The following is a 14,823-nucleotide window of genomic DNA, read 5'->3' as shown; positions in this document are numbered from 1 at the left end:
CGATGACGCGGATCGCGACGTTCAACGTCAACGGCGTCAACGGCCGCCTCCCGGTCCTGCTGAAGTGGCTTGGCGAAACCGGTTGCGACATTGTCTGCCTTCAGGAGCTGAAAACGTCGGACGACAAATTTCCGATCGAAGCAATTCGAGACGCCGGCTTCGGCGCGATCTGGCATGGCCAGAAATCTTACAACGGGGTGGCAATCCTGGCGCGAGGGAGGGATCCGGTCGAGCGACGCCGCGGCTTGCCTGGTGATCCCGACGACACGCACAGCCGCTATCTCGAGGCAGAGATCGACGGTCTCGTCGTCGGTTGCATCTACCTGCCGAACGGCAATCCGGCGCCAGGCCCCAAATTCGATTACAAGCTGCGCTGGTTCGACCGTCTCACCGACTACAGCAAATCTCTGCTGAGCGAGCGCGCCGCGCTTTGTGGCGACTACAACGTCGTGCCCACCGAGATAGATGCTGTGGTCCCTCGGCGTTGGTTGGGCGATGCCGTCTTCTTCCCCGAAAGCAGGAACGCCTACGCTCGCATGCTGAGCCTTGGCTGGGTGGATGCGATGCGAAGAATCCACCCGGGCAAAGGCATCTACACCTATTGGAACTTTTCCTACCGCGGCGGATACGACCGGAGTTCCGGCCTGCGCATGGATCACTTGCTTGTAAGCCCATCGCTTGCGCAGACGATTCAAGCCGCAGGCGTCGACGTCGAGACCCGTGGGTGGGAGAAGCCGAGCGACCACGCACCCGCCTGGATCGAAGTACGCAGATAAAACCGCCGCGCTTGGAATCCCGTTCTGGACCGGACCTTTTGCGCCTCTTCAGCCCGCGTTAGATCACTCACCCAGACGAAGAATCGCGTCGACGATCGTTACGGCCTTGTCGCTCAGACACAGTGCCGGTCTCGGCTTGGATCAAGCCGATGGATTTTTTGAACCGCGCAAGAAATCCACTGGCCTGGAACATTGTCTGCCCCTCCTCGGCTGGGGCGGGAGCAATGATGTTCGTTCTCAGGCACCGAGGTTCGAGACCTATCTGGGTGATATGATCAGGAATGCGACCGGCAGATATGCGCCAGGATCGAATAATGCGACTCTTGCGGTGCATATCAGGGACGTGGCAGGCCGGTTGCTCCACATTGCGGAGATCAGCTTCGACGCACACGAGACACCGTTTTGAGAGAACGTCGGCAACGATGAGCCGAGGTCAACGTGACAGCCGTATGCGGTTGGCCCTGACCTTCCTTTGATAGTATCGCGCAATTGCCGCCGGCGTCGCTCCGGTAGCCAGCATGATCCCGGCGTGCACAGCGGCGTCGATCTTCTCACTGAGCATGCGTTCGGCCTCCTGCTCGGCACCTTTCCCGCCCTGACCAATGTACAGGAGCCGCAGCCAGACCACCTGTTGGCCTTCCATCATGGAGAGACTTAGATTGAGCATAGGGTTGAACATGGAGGCGCTCCTAGGTGGCACAGGAGAACGGCCTCTCCAACTATGTGTTCCGTTGGAACGCGGACTTGTACACGGTCCAATTCTCGTGATCCGTCACAGGGGCCCAATGGTTTTCCGACCGCCTGTCCTCCACCGGCCGCCCGTTTGCCTTTGCAGCGGCAGCCATGGGCGTTTCGGCGGTAGTGACTTGTGGGAAAGCGGGACCTCGCCCGCCATTATCTCGACCTCGTAGGCTCTCATTAAGCTGTGCTCCAATCAGACCACAACCTGTTGCATCCCTTGTTGAGCCAACGAGACAGATGGCGCGCTATGAGCTTGGTTTGGTAGCCGGCATCGTTCGTGCCTTCGGTTTTCTCGTAGCGGCCGTTCTTGGGTGGCGCCCGAGGCCCCGATGGAATCTGCGCTTTGAGATATGATGACGCCGAGGTCGTTTGGGCGCACGAGGCGCCAACGGCATTCGTCGAGGCGAGCCTGCGCGATGCGGCTTAGCCCACGCCACCTTCGCGATCCCTCAAATCCCCGGCGTCGTCTTTGGTCAGGCCGACCTGCCGTGCGAGCTCGGCAAAGGGCGGCACCCCAGTCTCGTCCTGGGACAGATTGGCGAGCTGCAAGAGCCTTAAGGGGAAACAGATCGCTTCCCTGTGGGCCGGTGACATATCTTCATAAACACGCTCGTCGGATGTCACGGACGATTCGGCCTTGCGTAACGCCTCATCTATAGCGTCGATCGACAGAACACCCTGGTGCACCAGGGCATTGTTGATCGCGGCGACCGCCATCATAAGCCCTTCAAGCTGCAGGTTGGCGACGTTCATCTGTTGTCCTTGACATAGGCACCGAGCTGACGGCCGCTCTTGGGCGCCTTGGCGTCCTTGGAGTGCTCGGCGATCGCGGGTCCGGATCCGGACACCTTCTCCGTTGCAGGCGAAGGCGTGGCGGGATTGGGCTCCAGGCGGGGAGCGTCGTTTGATTTGTTCCCGTTTGCGAGATCGGCCATGGTCGTGCTCCGGTTTGAACGCAAATCAACATGGCAGCCACCGCTAAGTTCCAACGGCGTCTTGGAGCGGCCAACATTTGGTGGGCCTCCCTTTGCACCAACCGAGGGGCGCTCTCTCATCGGTACTGACTTCAATCATCGTTCGATAATGCTAAACTCTAGGAATGCATGAGCGGAGATGGAGACTGCCGCGCGTCACGTCCACGATGGCGCGCGGCATATCGCCCGGCAGCATGAAATCATTCGAGCCCTGACGACCTCGAGGGCACCGCTTGATCTCGCAATTGCTCAACCTGTTTGAGGATATGCACAGCGTGCCTCTCGTCGCTTCCGATTGGCTGAGCCCGATCATGGAGGCGCCGTTCGCATGCGCGGGAATGCCGGTGAAGACGTGATAGACGGTCCAGGAACGCTCGGCTTCAACGCGACGGCCATATTGATGGTCCCCAAAGTCGCAAGCCCGCGCGCCGCCTGCATTTTCCTCGCGGAGATGAGGCCAGGCGTCGCGAGCGGCATCGGTGCGAAGGTCGCTTGCGTTCATGATGTCGGCCCTTTGTCTATGTCCGCCTGCGCGGCGGTGACGCTGGAATAGATCGTCGCACCCTCGGCGTCGGCAATGGCGACCGCATCTGGCCACTGGGGCATGTTCAGCGTCTTTGCTAGAAGCCGCGCGATCTCGATCGCCGCGTCGAGGTCGGCCGCGTCCACGGTTTCACGGCCGACGACGGCGTGCGCGTCGTCGGCAAGGCGCGTGCGATAGAATTCGATCACGACCTTCATAGGAGTCCGTCAGCCCTTGCCCTTGCTTTGGGCGTGGGTTCCACCGGAACCTTTGATTTGGCCGAGCAAACTCTCAGACTTGACCGGACTCTTGTCCTGTTTCGGCTTCCTGATCTCTCTGTTCGAGCGCTTCTGTCCCTTGGCCATGTCCGAACGTCCTTTCAATGAGTCTCATGCCGCCGTCCGACATCTCGTCGACCGGTTCCAGCCTGTCCTCCGTCACCACCCGCTCATGCGGTTCAGCGTCGCTGCGGATGCGGTACTGCGGCGAGTTCCCCCTCAGCGGGAGAGTACGGGTGACACGATAGATTTCGCCGGTCCTGGGGCCGGATCCGGGACCGCCTTTCAGCCGGACCGCCTGTCCGATGTAAAAAAGACGCGTCGGGGCTCCGTGCTGGATTGGTTGTGCGTTGCGTTGCATGAGGGTCGTCATGATTGCCTCCGGTCCTTGTCGAGCGCGACCTCGAGCGAGGCCGGTTCGATCGGCACCATTTGCTGCGTGGATCCCTTCGCGGAGATCGCCGGCAGGTGAATGAAAGTTGCCACGCGGCGCCATGCGGTGCGAGAAGCCGCTTCGAGAGGCTCCTCGTCGAGATCGACGCGATAGTCTCCGGGCGGCTGCGGCGCGTCGAGACCCGGCAGCACGAATGCCGAGTTGAAGCGAACGACGGTCTGCGTGGTGCGAGTGGCCATTTGCGAGCTTTCTGCGGAAACAGGCGCATGATCTTCCGCTTCGATCGCAACCGAACCGCCGAAACGATGTCCGGTGCTGCCAGTACATCCGTGGTCAGCACCGGTATCATTTCAGAGTTCGAACGAAGCGAAATGCCCGCGCCGGGAGCGGCGCAAGGCATTCACTATCGAAAATTCGGAAGCGGATGGCGAGGCTTCATGATCACGAAGCCATCTCGACCAAATCAACGATTTTATATATGCGCCATAATTGCGCGATCTACAAGGCGGTGATGGCGTTTATTTTTTTCGGTTAAATAAAATTCGACCACCGCACCCAAAAAATCGACAGAAAATCCCGCATCGAACGGCATATTTTTCACGCCCCGCATTTATGAGGCAGATAATTTTGACGACTTGGCTAATAATTTCGGTTTCCCTATCTATCGCGGAGCAAGCAGTCTATAGAAGGATATGCGCACCAGTTCCCCCGTAAGAAAGAAGTTGCCGTCGAAGCTTGGCCGTCCGACAGCCTCGCCAACTGTGAAGCCTGGCGTTTTGGGCACATCCGGGGTCTTGTCCACGGGCAAACCGCCCCGCGCTTTCGGCAAACTTGGCACCAAGGCGCCGCTCGCTGTCGCGACGGGGCGCGCTGGCGCGAGTGGGATGGCGGGGACGCTCGTGGCGTCGGCGCTCCCTTCATATGGGCCGCTCGCCTTGAAGGTGTGCGTCACGCTCTGGATTGTCGCTGTGCTGGCCTCGGTTTTTGTCATCGTAAAAGCCTGACCGGTCAGCATTCGTCGAGGCCGAAAACAAAGAAGGATGCCAGCATGGCAAAGCGCTACGCGCTTCGGATGGACAAGCCGAACAGTTGCACCGTTATCGACATCTTCACCGGCCAACCTGCCGAGTTTGAGAAAAAAATGATGATCGGCATCAAGACGCGACGGGCAGAAAAGATCGCTGGCGAATTGAACATTCAGGACGCCAAGCGGCGGGAAGAGGCCGGCCGGGAATCCTGATTGGCAAGGCCGATACTGCGGTTCGGCGCTCCTGGGCCGGTGATGAAGCAACCGCCGAATGTCGCCTGCCTTCCGGAGCATTCGTTTGAAAGGATAATGCCCATGAGAACCATGAAAACACCGGATGCGCCGCCCGCCGTGATCGTGCCGGTCGCCAAGTCGCCCAAGATTATGTCGGCGCGGCTGACGATCAGAACGGACGAGGCAGCAAGGCGCCGGATCGCCGATACCGACGGCACTCTAAGGCGGGCACGCGAACTCGCAGAGCGCAACCGCCTAATTTGAACCAGCCCTTTCGTTGGCCAGAAGGTGTCCACGGCAACAGCCGCCATCGTGATTGGAGCCGAAACTGCGTTTCCCAGCGAGGCAGGGGATCGGCCGACGAGTGGGAGACTGAGAATGGCAACTGTCGAATTGGTAACAGTTGAGGAGCGGCCCAGTGGCCAGCTTCTATTCAATATTCGCGTGACCTCAACCGCTGGCAAAATAGAACTGCCGATCGCGATCGAGGGCCAAGGATCGGTCGCTTCGACGGCGGTTCTTCAGTTCGCGCTTGGGTTCGCCAAAGACCTAGAGGCTTCGGTCCGGCTTCGCCTTGGAGTGGAGCAATAGGGTCTTTAGCAGCGACGAGCCACTGTTCCAATGATCTGGTCCGGACATGATGCAGATCTAGCAGGTCGCTGTGGGGGGCCGTAAGCAGACAATGGCCGAGTAGTGCTTCAGCTTGAGATTTGACCGGGTTTATCCCCAAGCTCAGACTGCTTGCGTGATCTATGCCCATCAAGCAGCAATTCCGTCTCAACCAGCATCCGCTTGGCGTGCTCTATGTATGCTCTCGTTTGAGCAACTGCTCATCGCTTGTAGCCGGACTCGGGCATCTTTCAGCAATGGCACGGTCTTTGTCTTGGGGCATGATGCCGCTCCGATCTTTTGCAGACGGGAGCGCGGTTACGTCTCTCAGCCGCCGACAGTCCTTGGTTAGTTACGGCGATAGCTGAGTTATAAGGCGACAGGCAGACTGAGCAAGGAGAACTTGGATACTTGGCGAAAGCATCCGGTTGGCCGCCGGTTCGGACAAAACATTCGTCCCGTAGCGACGCGCCTCTTGGCATAGAATTGGCCGTCAAGACTCCCGGCAGGGCTCGCGATGACGCCGCCCATTGGTAGTGCCTCAGTTTGAGATTTAGCGTCTAGCTTTGCGCGGAGGGATCGAGCGGCGACTGTTGGTTCAGCAGTGTTGAAATCGCTGTGAGGACCTGAGGAAGGAAGAAAGGCTTGGTGATCATAATGCTATTCGGAACGCCTTCCGCGCCCCAATGTATTGCGCTGTCTCCGCTGACATAGACGACCGGAATTGTCGGATTGACGCGGCGGATATGGCGAGCGACCTCCCATCCGCTCTCGCCGCTGCCCAGGCGAATGTCAGTCACAACGCCACGGAACTTTTCAGGATCAGTGTCAAAGGCAGCGAGGCCCTCAGCGGCGCTGCTCAAGCCGACTACTTCAAAGCCAGCTTCCTCAAGCGCGGACTCAATGTCGAGCAATATCATCGTCTCGTCTTCAACGACCAGAACCGCGCCATCGCTCATTTTTGTGGGTACCCCTAACCGACTTCCAACGTCTTACAGGCCTATTTGTTCCCTGAGATGTTTGGCCCGACAGCCCACCGGCCACGACACGATGAGCTTGGTATCCCTTCGATCGGCTGCTTCACGGTCGAAGTGTTCTGGCCTTTACGCCGACAGAGGTCCAAATGTCGCGCTGGATACGCTTCGAAGTCACGTTGATCCAGATCGGCGCAAACTTGCGGGCGTTGACCACGGCTTGGAAACCGTGTTGATGGAAACACCCAACGCAACCCCAACGCGGAACTGTCGGGCCGCTTATCGGCCAGAGCTGGCCATGGAGTTGCCATCCGAACCCCACCTCTCGGAAATTGTGATGGTTGCCGAATAGACGGGCAAATCATTTTCGTTTCGGACGTTAACGGACAGAGTCTGCTCTTGGTCGCTCGCAATGATCTCGCCGATCGCGATGTCCTGCAAAGCCCACAGTGCCTCTCGCCGTATTTCCCCGAGATCGGCAAGTCCACCAAGGTGTCCGCCAAGCCACGTTGGCCGTTCAAGACGAATTCGAACAGATAGCGAGACATGAGCCATGGTGTACGGTGGGCGACGGCCGCGCATTCACATTTCACGCTAAGGCAGCGACATCTGCAGAGGCACCCGACGCGCTCACCACGTCTAAATCTTGGTGGCGTTCTCTCTCGCGGTTTTGATGAGCTGATTGATTTGCCTTCGGAGGGCAGCCCCTCCAAATGCCAGACATCGTACCCTTCGCTTTTTCAGCTTTGTCCGCACTCGCGGAAATTGGCGTAGGCCCCGGACTTGGCGAGATCAAAAGCCCGTTCAAGGGTCGTTTTCCCATGATGCATGGGACTTAGCATTAGGCGTTTCGGGCTCCGGGATCACAAGCAATAACTCGGCCTGTTGTACGCCGCTAGGACAGGGCGTTCGGCCGTTTATCATCAGAACAGATGGCGACACCAATCACTGGTAATGAAATTCTTTGATGATGAAGAGCACAGCGCCGAAGTGGGTTGGCATTTATCGATGCCCGGGCGTCCCGCCATTTATCTGTGTGATCGAGGGATCGAGGGGCGGTTACATTTCGCGGGACGAATACATCGCTTCGGGTTTCCAGCCTGACGTCGACGTTCTCCCTTGGGAATCCGAATATAGGACATCCAGGAAGCCTTAGGCCCTAATCTTCCGCTATAGCCGAACTGCGTCCCGTCTTGCCTCCCCCGCTCGTTCAGCCAAAGCGGCGTTGGTTCTCCCGGGACCAAGCTTCCATGGTATCCATAAGGTCGAACTCATCCACGACGCCGCTCTGGAAGAGATAGACCAGCTTCCTGGCGAGGTTCTGCCCATCGTCAGAGTCCATTTGATGCCCTTCTTGCCTGCACATGTGGTGCAGCACGCGAGTGAGCATTTCGAGGTCGGACGGTTCCATGATTTGGGTGTGCATCTCAGCGCCTTAGCGGTTGGGCGAGAGTGCTATTCGCTCCCAGCGTCCGTGCCCCATGACAAAACCGGACGACGTATGAACCTTAAGCCTTACAGAAGCGCCCCGCATTCACATTTGACACAGGTGCGCAAGCAGCCTTTTACAGCACCCAGGAACATTCATTTCGATCGAAAGTCGAGCTGAAAGGCCCGAGAAAATATCTCAGAGTGTGGAGGTATGCCGTTGTTCTTTTTCGATGTCACGATGGGAGCGAGTTGACGAGAGACGATTCTGGCGTGGAATGTTCATCATTGGCCGAGGTTAGGACAAGGCGATTGACGTGTTGCCCGACATCGCCCGCGAGGAATTGCCCAATGGCCCCAGCAGCGTCGCGACAATCGGAATCCGCTCGATCCGGAGAGCATTCAGCATGTGCTTCAGGAGATCGGCGAACGCGGCTTTGTCGACCAAGTATAACGGGCGCTCTTACCGGCCGGGCGCTCGATGTCTAGATGGGGCCGGCAGCGGACTGTCCGTTTTTTTCGAAGGCGAAGGCGAAAAAGCAGTCTTTCCTGGAACGTTAATGCTTCAAGATCTGGCTGAGGAACACCTTCGTCCGATCGTGACGCGGGTTGCCGAAGAACGCGTCGGGCGTGCCCTCCTCGATGATCTGTCCGGCGTCCATGAAAATGACGCGGTCGGCCACGGCACGGGCGAAGCCCATCTCATGCGTCACGCAAACCATGGTCATGCCGTCGCGGGCCAGCTCAGTCATCGTGTCCAGCACCTCCGAGACCATTTCCGGGTCGAGCGCGGAGGTCGGCTCGTCGAACAGCATGACATCGGGCTTCATGCACAGGCTGCGGGCGATCGCCACGCGCTGCTGCTGACCGCCGGAAAGCTGGACGGGGAACTTGTTCGCCTGCTCGGGGATGCGAACCCGTTCCAGGAACTGGAGCGCCGTCTGGCGCGCCTCCGCGGCGGGCACACCTTTGACCCACATCGGTCCGGCCATGCAGTTCATCAGCACCGTCATGTGCGGAAACAGGTTGAAGTGCTGGAAGACCATGCCGACATTGGACCGCACCGCGGCGACGTTGCTCATCCTGCCATGCAGCGTGACACCGTTGACAACGATCTCGCCCTCCTGATGCGCTTCGAGGCGGTTGAAGCAGCGGATCAGCGTCGACTTGCCCGAACCGGACGGCCCGCAGATGACGATGCGTTCGCCCTTGTGGACCGTCAGGTTGATATCCTTCAGCGCGTGGAACTGGCCGTACCATTTGGAAACGGCTTTGGCCTCAATGATGGCTTGAGCGCTCATCGCACCTTGCTCCTGGCATAATGCCGTTCGATGCGGGATTGAATCAGCTCGAGGCAGATGGACATCACCCAATAGATCATGGCAGCCGAGATCAGCATCTCCATGTGCTGGAAGGTCTTCTGGCCGAGCGTGCGCGCGAGGAACATCAGCTCCCACACGCCGATCACGGAGACCAGCGAGGAATCCTTGAGCATCGAGATGAACTGGTTACCGGTCGGCGGAATGATGACCGGCAATGCCTGCGGCAGGATGATGCGGCGCATGGTCAGCGCGAAGCCGAACCCCATGGAGCGCGAGGCCTCCCACTGGCCGCGGTCGATGCTCTGGATGCCGGAGCGGAAGATCTCGGTCATGTAGGCGCCGTAGCAGAGCGACAGCGCCAGGATGCCGGCGGGCACGGCATTGATGACGAAGCCGAGCTGCGGTAGCCCGAGATAGATCAGATAAACCTGCATCAAGAGCGGCAGGCCTCGGAAGAACGAGGTGTAAAAGCTGGCGATGGCATAAGCGAATCCATTGTTGGAGAGCTTGGCGACCGCGCCCGCCACGGCGATGACCGAAGCGATGACGATAGACATAGCCGACACATAGAGCGTGGTGACGACGCCCTGGCTGATCAGGAACGGCAGCTTCTCGCGGATGAAAGGCAGGCTGAGGTGGAATGTCTCGAAGAAGGCGATGAACAGGAGCAGCAGTTCCAGCCATACGATGCCGATCTGCAGCTTGAGCGGCGCGAAGCCGATCAGGACGACGTTCAGTGTGAAGATCACCGCGACGGCGAAGCCGACGGCAAAACGCCCGTAGAGGCCGCTCGTCGACGGCTCGCCGATCACCGGGCGCATGAGTTCGGCGAAGCCGGTGCCCGACAGGTTGAACGCCATGAAGACCAGCATGACGACGCCGAACATCGTCGCCACGAACCAGGGCTTGTGAACGAGGACTTCGGCCTCGACGGTATCCGGGTAGAGCATCTTTGAGCACCGGCGGTTCGGCGGCCTGCTAAATGGCAGGCCGCCTTGGGAGAGATCAGTTCGTCTTCGAATAATCCTGGCCGTACCATTTTTCCGAGAGCTTGCTCAGCGTGCCATCCGCCTTCATCGCCTTCACGGCGTCGGCGATCTTCGCCGACAATTCCGGATCGCCATGCTCGATGGCGATTGCCAGCGGCTCGTAGAACACCGGTTCGCCCAATTGCTTGATCGGATAACCTGCCTTTATGGCATCCAGGATCGACGGCAGCGACGACACCACAGCATCCAGGCGCACGCCGTCGCCGAGGCGAAGGTCGTCGAAGGCGGTGGTTGAATTCTCATAGGAATGGACTTCCTTCGGATTGAGCTTGTATTCGAAGGGCGGCGCCCCGGCGGCGTCGAGGGTCAGGTCCTTCTTGGCATAGGCTTCGAAAGTGGAGGTGCTGGTAGCGCCGACCACCTTGCCGTCGAGATCGGCGAGCGTCTTGGCCTTGCTGTCCTTGTGCACTGCGACCGCCGCGGGAGTGTAATAGTACACCGTCGGGAAATCGAAGATCTCGGCGCGCTTCTTGGTCGGCGTCATCGAGCCGACATGCATGTCCCAGCGGCCCGCCCAATTGCCGGCGGTGATGATGTCCCAGCCGGGCGTGACGAACTCGACCTTGACGCCAAGATGCATGCCGATCGCCTTGGCGACATCGACGTCGAAGCCATCAAGCTCATTGTTGGCGTTCATGAAGGATTGCGGCGCCCAGTTGGCGTCGGTCGCCACCTTGAGCGTGCCAGCCGCCATCACGCGGTCGAGCACGGAGCCGGCATGGGCGGGATAGGAGCCAAGCACAAGCGCGAGTGCGGCCATCGTCAGCTGTCGTCTGTTCCAGAATGTCATTTTCGTGTGTTCCCTTGTTGTTTGTTCAGTCCCATGCGGTCATGGCCATTCAGCCGGTCATGATCTCGCAATCCTTGCCGACGAGGTCGGCGTCCCGCCGACGGCTCGCGGATTTAGCGGTGCCCGGCCAGTCCGGTCTTCCGCTTCCGCGCCGGATGTTTGCCGTCGTCCTTCCCTCGCTCACGGGGAATGTTTCGGCGTGTTTTCGGCCAGGTGCCGCTTGGCAAGCCGGCCCTTCCGCTCCGCGAAGACCGCTACTCATGCGCGACGGCTCCGCTTCCGCGGCCGGCGCTGAGCAGGAAGCCGGCCATCGTTTCAGCGACAAGCGCCGGCGCCTCGATCAGGATCGAGTGGCGAAGGCCGGGCAGGATGGCGAGTTCGGCCCCCTGCACCTGCTCGTGCATCAGCCGCGCCATGCGCGGGCTGGAGCCCTGGTCGTTCTCGCCGGTCACGATCAGCGTCGGACGGGTGATGCGGTCGAGGATGCCGCCATAATCGGTTTCGGCGAGAACCCGGTAGGCAGCGGCGTAGCAGTCGGGGTCGTTCTCGGCGTCACGCCGACGCAGTTCCGCGATGATCCCGGGGTTGGTCTCCTGAAAATCCTCGGTCAGCCAGCGCGACAGCGAGGCGGCATGGTGCGCCGAGGCGTCGCTCGCCATCAGCGCCGCCAACCGGCCGCGCACCGCATGCCGCTCCTCAGGCGTGCGGCCGGCGACCGTCGACAGCAGCACCAGTTTCCGCAGGCGCTCGGGATGCGTCAGCGCCAGGCGCTGCGCGATCAGACCGCCCAAGGAAAATCCCGCCAGATTGAACGTGGAAAACCCGAGATGGTCGGCCAGCGCCAGCGTCTCGCCGACGAAGTCGTCGATCTCGTAACGGCCCTTGACCCGGCTGGAGCGCCCATGGCCGCGCAGGTCGAAGGTGAGGACCGCGAAGCGATCCTTCAGCCGCTCGGCCACGCCGTTCCAGGCTTCTAGATAGGATCCGACGCCATGGATGCAGACCAGCGGCACGCCGCCCTCGCCCTCGAGGCGCCAGTTGAGCAGCACGCCTTTGACATCGAGCTGGCCGGAGCGCGCCATTCTCACGCCCTCGCCGCCTGGCGCGCCTTGTCGCGCTCGCGCGCGGCAAAGACCGGCATCACCTGGTCGACCCAAAGCTTGATCGTCTTTTTCTGCAGCTCGAACGGCAGATTGAACGTCAGGCCGAGGCAGTATTGGTCGACGCCCGCGGCCTCGTAGTCGAGCAGCTTTTCGATCACCTCGTCCGGCGTGCCGAACATGAGGTTGCGGCGGATGTTTTCCGGATTGTAGTTATCCTTGCCCTTGACGCTCTCGTAGGGCACGGCTTCGGGAAAGCCGTTGCGCACGGTGCCGATATTCTGGAACAGGTTCTCGAACGCGCGGCCATAATTGATGGCGTGGCCGACCGCGACCTCCCAGTCCTGCTCTCTTTCGTAGACGCAGGTGCGGCGCTGCATCATCAGGCGCGGCCGTGGCACCTCCGGATGATCGGCGACGGCCTTGCGGAATTTCTCGCCAAGGACGGCCACTTCGGACGGCGGCGCCGACAAAGGCGTCGACAGGATCGAGGCGCCGATGCCGACCGCCCAGTCGAAGGTACCTGGGTCGCGCGCGGCGACCCAGATCGGCGGATGCGGTCTCTGCAGCGGCTTCGGCACGCCGGCGGCTAACGGGAATTTCCAGTAGTGGCCGTCATGCGCATAATCCTCGGCCCAAAGCCTCTTCACCGCCGGCACCAGTTCCTTCAGATAGGCAACGCCTTCCTGCTGCGGCATGCCACCGGCCATGCGGTCGAATTCATACTGGTAGGAGCCGCGTGCGATGCCGAATTCCAGCCGCCCACCGGTCAGGTGGTCGCAAAGTGCCGCCTCGCCCGCCAGCCGGATCGGGCTCCAATAGGGCGCGACCAGCGTCGAGGTGCCGAGCCGTATCTGCTCGGTGTGCTGCGCAAGCCAGGTCAGCGTCATCAGCGGGTTGGGCGAGATGGTGCATTCGACCGTGTGGTGCTCCGCCGTCCACAGGGTCTCGAAGCCGCCCTCGTCGGCCATGCGCGCCAGTTCCAGCAGGTTGCTTTTCACCCTTTCCATCGGGATGTCGGGCGAGAAACGCTCCATGGTCAGCGAAACGGCGAATTTCATGTGGGTCTCCCTGTCGTTGCGTCGGGTTTGATCAGCGAAGGCGGATGACGAAGGGATCCTGCATGGCGCCCGAATAGTCGATGACGACGTTCTTCAGCCGCGAGAACTCCTCCATGGCGTCGAAGCCGCCGCGCCGCCCGTAGCCGCTTTCCTTGAAGCCGCCATTGGCGGACATGAAGGAAGAGGCGCGGTAGGTGTTGACCCAGACCGTGCCGGCCTCGACATCCCTGGCGAAGCGCAGCGCGCGGTTGATGTCGCGTGTCCAGATGCCGGAGGCGAGACCGTAGCGGGTGTCGTTGGCGAGCCGGATCATCTCGTCCTCCGACGAGAACGGGACGACGCCAACGACGGGGCCGAACAGCTCCTCCTGCATGAACTCCATGCCGTTGTCGGCATCGGTCATGACGGTCGGTTCGAAATACCAGCCGCCGGCAAGCTCGTCCGCCTGCGGCCGCTTGCCGCCGGCCGCGATCCTGGCGCCCTGGCGCACACCGGAAGCGACATAGCCCTCCACCTTGGCAAGCTGCGCCGACAGCGCCAGCGGGCCGATATCGGTGTCCTCCAGCATCGGCAGGCCGACCCGCACCCGCCGGGTGCGCTCGACAAGCGCGTCGACAAAGCGGTCATAGGCGCTCGCCTCGACGAAGCAGCGCGATCCGGCGACGCAGGTCTGGCCCGCGGCGGCGAAGACGCCGGACACGACACCGTTCACGGCATGCTCGATATCGACGTCGCCGAAAACGACATGTGGCGACTTGCCGCCAAGTTCCATCGAGCAGGGAATGAGGTTTTGCGCCGCATTGGCGGCGATCCGCCGCCCGGTCCCGGTCGAGCCGGTGAAGACGAATTTGGCGATGCCTCGGTGGCGCGTCAGCGCGTCTCCCGCGACTGCTCCTGTACCGGTCACCACATTGACGACGCCGGTGGGAAAGCCTGCCTCCATGATCAGCTCGGCCAAAGCGAGCGTCGAGGCCGAAGCATGCTCCGACGGCTTGACAACCACCGTATTGCCGAGCGCCAGGCACGGCGCTAGCGTGCCGGTGAGCAGCATCAGCGGCGAGTTCCATGGCGTGATCATGCCGACCACGCCGATCGGCTCGCGCAGGTTGAAGTTGAGCATGTCGAGCTTGTTCACCGGAATGGTGTCGCCAAGCAGCTTGTCGGCCATGCCGGCGAAGTAGGTGTAGCTGTCAGGCATGGCGCGCATCTGCGCCCGCATTTCCTTGAGCAGCTTGCCGTTGTCGCGGGTCTCGATCAGCGCCAGTTCGTCGGCACGCTCCAGCACCAGTTCCGCAAGCCGGCGCACCAGCCTGCCGCGGTCGGTCTGGGTCATACGCCGCCAGGCCGGATCGGCAAATGCAGCGCGCGCCGCCGCGACAGCCGCGCCAACATCCTCCTCGCTGGCTTCGGCGAACTGGTACCAGGGCTTACCGGTGGTCGGATCGTAACTGTCGATATATTGCCCGCTCTTCGGCGCCACGAACGCGCCGTTGATGAACAGGTTCTGGCGCGACCCTTCGAGCGATGCGACCGTCGTTTTCAT

At 60.8% G+C, this 14,823-nt stretch carries 21 protein-coding genes; 4 read left to right on the top strand and 17 right to left on the bottom strand.

What is annotated here, in order from left to right; genetic code table 11:
* Window positions 1-2: 2 nt before the first annotated feature.
* Complete coding sequence (gene xth, locus P9273_RS14525; RefSeq protein ID WP_278049493.1) at window positions 3-776, top strand: exodeoxyribonuclease III; 774 nt, start codon at window positions 3-5, stop codon at window positions 774-776.
* 433 nt (window positions 777-1,209) lie between these two features.
* Here the strand turns inward: xth and P9273_RS14520 are convergent, their stop codons facing one another.
* The 7 genes from P9273_RS14520 to P9273_RS14490 all read right to left on the bottom strand — a co-directional run bounded on the left by P9273_RS14520 (window position 1,210) and on the right by P9273_RS14490 (window position 3,925).
* Entirely contained in the window at window positions 1,210-1,455 is a 246-nt protein-coding gene (locus P9273_RS14520; protein ID WP_040999756.1) for a hypothetical protein, read from the bottom strand.
* Between the two features lie 485 nt (window positions 1,456-1,940).
* Window positions 1,941-2,270, bottom strand: a complete 330-nt coding sequence (locus P9273_RS14515) for a hypothetical protein (protein WP_040999754.1) — start codon at window positions 2,268-2,270, stop codon at window positions 1,941-1,943.
* Complete coding sequence (locus tag P9273_RS14510; protein WP_040999752.1) at window positions 2,267-2,452, bottom strand: hypothetical protein; 186 nt, start codon at window positions 2,450-2,452, stop codon at window positions 2,267-2,269. Before P9273_RS14510 ends, P9273_RS14515 begins: the two co-directional genes overlap by 4 nt.
* 151 nt (window positions 2,453-2,603) lie before the next feature.
* A complete protein-coding gene (locus P9273_RS14505) occupies window positions 2,604-2,993 on the bottom strand; it encodes a hypothetical protein (RefSeq protein WP_278049492.1) in 390 nt (129 codons plus the stop codon).
* On the bottom strand, window positions 2,990-3,232 hold the full coding sequence (locus P9273_RS14500; RefSeq protein WP_040999750.1) for a hypothetical protein: 243 nt from the start codon (window positions 3,230-3,232) through the stop codon (window positions 2,990-2,992). The genes P9273_RS14505 and P9273_RS14500 overlap by 4 nt, the downstream gene beginning before the upstream one ends.
* Before the next feature lie 73 nt (window positions 3,233-3,305).
* The gene (locus P9273_RS14495) at window positions 3,306-3,665 is read right to left on the bottom strand and encodes a hypothetical protein (protein WP_278049491.1); all 360 of its coding nucleotides are present in this window, start codon (window positions 3,663-3,665) and stop codon (window positions 3,306-3,308) included.
* Window positions 3,662-3,925: a hypothetical protein gene (locus P9273_RS14490; protein WP_040999746.1), complete on the bottom strand. Its 264-nt coding sequence runs from the start codon at window positions 3,923-3,925 to the stop codon at window positions 3,662-3,664. Before P9273_RS14490 ends, P9273_RS14495 begins: the two co-directional genes overlap by 4 nt.
* An 809-nt stretch (window positions 3,926-4,734) precedes the next feature.
* On the opposite strand from P9273_RS14490, the gene P9273_RS14485 reads away from it, so the two are divergent.
* The 3 genes from P9273_RS14485 (at window position 4,735) to P9273_RS14475 (ending at window position 5,538) form a co-directional block, all read left to right on the top strand.
* The gene (locus P9273_RS14485; RefSeq protein ID WP_278049490.1) at window positions 4,735-4,926 is read left to right on the top strand and encodes a hypothetical protein; all 192 of its coding nucleotides are present in this window, start codon (window positions 4,735-4,737) and stop codon (window positions 4,924-4,926) included.
* 102 nt (window positions 4,927-5,028) lie between these two features.
* Window positions 5,029-5,211: a hypothetical protein gene (locus P9273_RS14480; protein WP_040999798.1), complete on the top strand. Its 183-nt coding sequence runs from the start codon at window positions 5,029-5,031 to the stop codon at window positions 5,209-5,211.
* Window positions 5,212-5,325: 114 nt separating this feature from the next.
* Complete coding sequence (locus tag P9273_RS14475) at window positions 5,326-5,538, top strand: hypothetical protein (RefSeq protein WP_040999737.1); 213 nt, start codon at window positions 5,326-5,328, stop codon at window positions 5,536-5,538.
* A 578-nt stretch (window positions 5,539-6,116) separates the two neighbouring features.
* Here P9273_RS14475 and P9273_RS14470 read toward each other — a convergent pair.
* The 10 genes from P9273_RS14470 to P9273_RS14430 all read right to left on the bottom strand — a co-directional run bounded on the left by P9273_RS14470 (window position 6,117) and on the right by P9273_RS14430 (window position 14,823).
* Window positions 6,117-6,515 carry a response regulator gene (locus P9273_RS14470; protein ID WP_040999735.1) on the bottom strand — a complete coding sequence of 133 codons (399 nt, stop codon included), beginning with the start codon at window positions 6,513-6,515 and terminating at the stop codon, window positions 6,117-6,119.
* 294 nt (window positions 6,516-6,809) lie between these two features.
* Entirely contained in the window at window positions 6,810-7,085 is a 276-nt protein-coding gene (locus P9273_RS32355) for a DUF6894 family protein (protein ID WP_442920221.1), read from the bottom strand.
* Between the two features lie 655 nt (window positions 7,086-7,740).
* On the bottom strand, window positions 7,741-7,956 hold the full coding sequence (locus P9273_RS14465; protein ID WP_040999733.1) for a hypothetical protein: 216 nt from the start codon (window positions 7,954-7,956) through the stop codon (window positions 7,741-7,743).
* A gap of 300 nt (window positions 7,957-8,256) precedes the next feature.
* Window positions 8,257-8,406 carry a hypothetical protein gene (locus P9273_RS14460; RefSeq protein ID WP_278049489.1) on the bottom strand — a complete coding sequence of 50 codons (150 nt, stop codon included), beginning with the start codon at window positions 8,404-8,406 and terminating at the stop codon, window positions 8,257-8,259.
* A gap of 109 nt (window positions 8,407-8,515) precedes the next feature.
* Entirely contained in the window at window positions 8,516-9,259 is a 744-nt protein-coding gene (locus tag P9273_RS14455; protein ID WP_278049488.1) for an amino acid ABC transporter ATP-binding protein, read from the bottom strand.
* The gene (locus P9273_RS14450) at window positions 9,256-10,230 is read right to left on the bottom strand and encodes an amino acid ABC transporter permease (RefSeq protein WP_040999729.1); all 975 of its coding nucleotides are present in this window, start codon (window positions 10,228-10,230) and stop codon (window positions 9,256-9,258) included. Before P9273_RS14450 ends, P9273_RS14455 begins: the two co-directional genes overlap by 4 nt.
* 55 nt (window positions 10,231-10,285) lie before the next feature.
* Window positions 10,286-11,119, bottom strand: coding sequence for a transporter substrate-binding domain-containing protein (locus P9273_RS14445; RefSeq protein ID WP_278049487.1), 834 nt, complete (start codon window positions 11,117-11,119; stop codon window positions 10,286-10,288).
* Window positions 11,120-11,373: 254 nt separating this feature from the next.
* The gene (locus tag P9273_RS14440; protein WP_040999726.1) at window positions 11,374-12,201 is read right to left on the bottom strand and encodes an alpha/beta fold hydrolase; all 828 of its coding nucleotides are present in this window, start codon (window positions 12,199-12,201) and stop codon (window positions 11,374-11,376) included.
* Window positions 12,202-12,203: 2 nt separating this feature from the next.
* On the bottom strand, window positions 12,204-13,280 hold the full coding sequence (locus P9273_RS14435; protein ID WP_040999724.1) for an LLM class flavin-dependent oxidoreductase: 1,077 nt from the start codon (window positions 13,278-13,280) through the stop codon (window positions 12,204-12,206).
* Between the two features lie 31 nt (window positions 13,281-13,311).
* On the bottom strand, window positions 13,312-14,823 hold the full coding sequence (locus P9273_RS14430; protein ID WP_040999722.1) for an aldehyde dehydrogenase: 1,512 nt from the start codon (window positions 14,821-14,823) through the stop codon (window positions 13,312-13,314).

Source organism: Mesorhizobium sp. WSM4935 (assembly GCF_029625735.1).
Taxonomy (GTDB): domain Bacteria; phylum Pseudomonadota; class Alphaproteobacteria; order Rhizobiales; family Rhizobiaceae; genus Mesorhizobium.
Note: the sequence above shows the minus strand (reverse complement) of the source record. Positions and strands in the feature narration are given on the sequence as shown.

Bases quoted from the DNA above. Each gene is read 5' to 3' on its own strand.
- P9273_RS14465 (WP_040999733.1), bottom strand. From the start codon at position 7,956: ATGCACACCCAAATCATGGAACCGTCCGACCTCGAAATGCTCACTCGC.
- P9273_RS14515 (WP_040999754.1), bottom strand. From the start codon at position 2,270: ATGAACGTCGCCAACCTGCAGCTTGAAGGGCTTATGATGGCGGTCGCC.
- P9273_RS14440 (WP_040999726.1), bottom strand. From the start codon at position 12,201: ATGGCGCGCTCCGGCCAGCTCGATGTCAAAGGCGTGCTGCTCAACTGG.
- P9273_RS14450 (WP_040999729.1), bottom strand. From the start codon at position 10,230: ATGCTCTACCCGGATACCGTCGAGGCCGAAGTCCTCGTTCACAAGCCC.
- P9273_RS14495 (WP_278049491.1), bottom strand. From the start codon at position 3,665: ATGACGACCCTCATGCAACGCAACGCACAACCAATCCAGCACGGAGCC.
- P9273_RS32355 (WP_442920221.1), bottom strand. From the start codon at position 7,085: ATGGCTCATGTCTCGCTATCTGTTCGAATTCGTCTTGAACGGCCAACG.
- P9273_RS14500 (WP_040999750.1), bottom strand. From the start codon at position 3,232: ATGAAGGTCGTGATCGAATTCTATCGCACGCGCCTTGCCGACGACGCG.
- P9273_RS14505 (WP_278049492.1), bottom strand. From the start codon at position 2,993: ATGAACGCAAGCGACCTTCGCACCGATGCCGCTCGCGACGCCTGGCCT.
- P9273_RS14490 (WP_040999746.1), bottom strand. From the start codon at position 3,925: ATGGCCACTCGCACCACGCAGACCGTCGTTCGCTTCAACTCGGCATTC.
- P9273_RS14510 (WP_040999752.1), bottom strand. From the start codon at position 2,452: ATGGCCGATCTCGCAAACGGGAACAAATCAAACGACGCTCCCCGCCTG.
- P9273_RS14435 (WP_040999724.1), bottom strand. From the start codon at position 13,280: ATGAAATTCGCCGTTTCGCTGACCATGGAGCGTTTCTCGCCCGACATC.
- P9273_RS14520 (WP_040999756.1), bottom strand. From the start codon at position 1,455: ATGTTCAACCCTATGCTCAATCTAAGTCTCTCCATGATGGAAGGCCAA.
- P9273_RS14485 (WP_278049490.1), top strand. From the start codon at position 4,735: ATGGCAAAGCGCTACGCGCTTCGGATGGACAAGCCGAACAGTTGCACC.
- xth (WP_278049493.1), top strand. From the start codon at position 3: ATGACGCGGATCGCGACGTTCAACGTCAACGGCGTCAACGGCCGCCTC.
- P9273_RS14455 (WP_278049488.1), bottom strand. From the start codon at position 9,259: ATGAGCGCTCAAGCCATCATTGAGGCCAAAGCCGTTTCCAAATGGTAC.
- P9273_RS14480 (WP_040999798.1), top strand. From the start codon at position 5,029: ATGAGAACCATGAAAACACCGGATGCGCCGCCCGCCGTGATCGTGCCG.
- P9273_RS14475 (WP_040999737.1), top strand. From the start codon at position 5,326: ATGGCAACTGTCGAATTGGTAACAGTTGAGGAGCGGCCCAGTGGCCAG.
- P9273_RS14430 (WP_040999722.1), bottom strand. From the start codon at position 14,823: ATGAAAACGACGGTCGCATCGCTCGAAGGGTCGCGCCAGAACCTGTTC.
- P9273_RS14470 (WP_040999735.1), bottom strand. From the start codon at position 6,515: ATGAGCGATGGCGCGGTTCTGGTCGTTGAAGACGAGACGATGATATTG.
- P9273_RS14445 (WP_278049487.1), bottom strand. From the start codon at position 11,119: ATGACATTCTGGAACAGACGACAGCTGACGATGGCCGCACTCGCGCTT.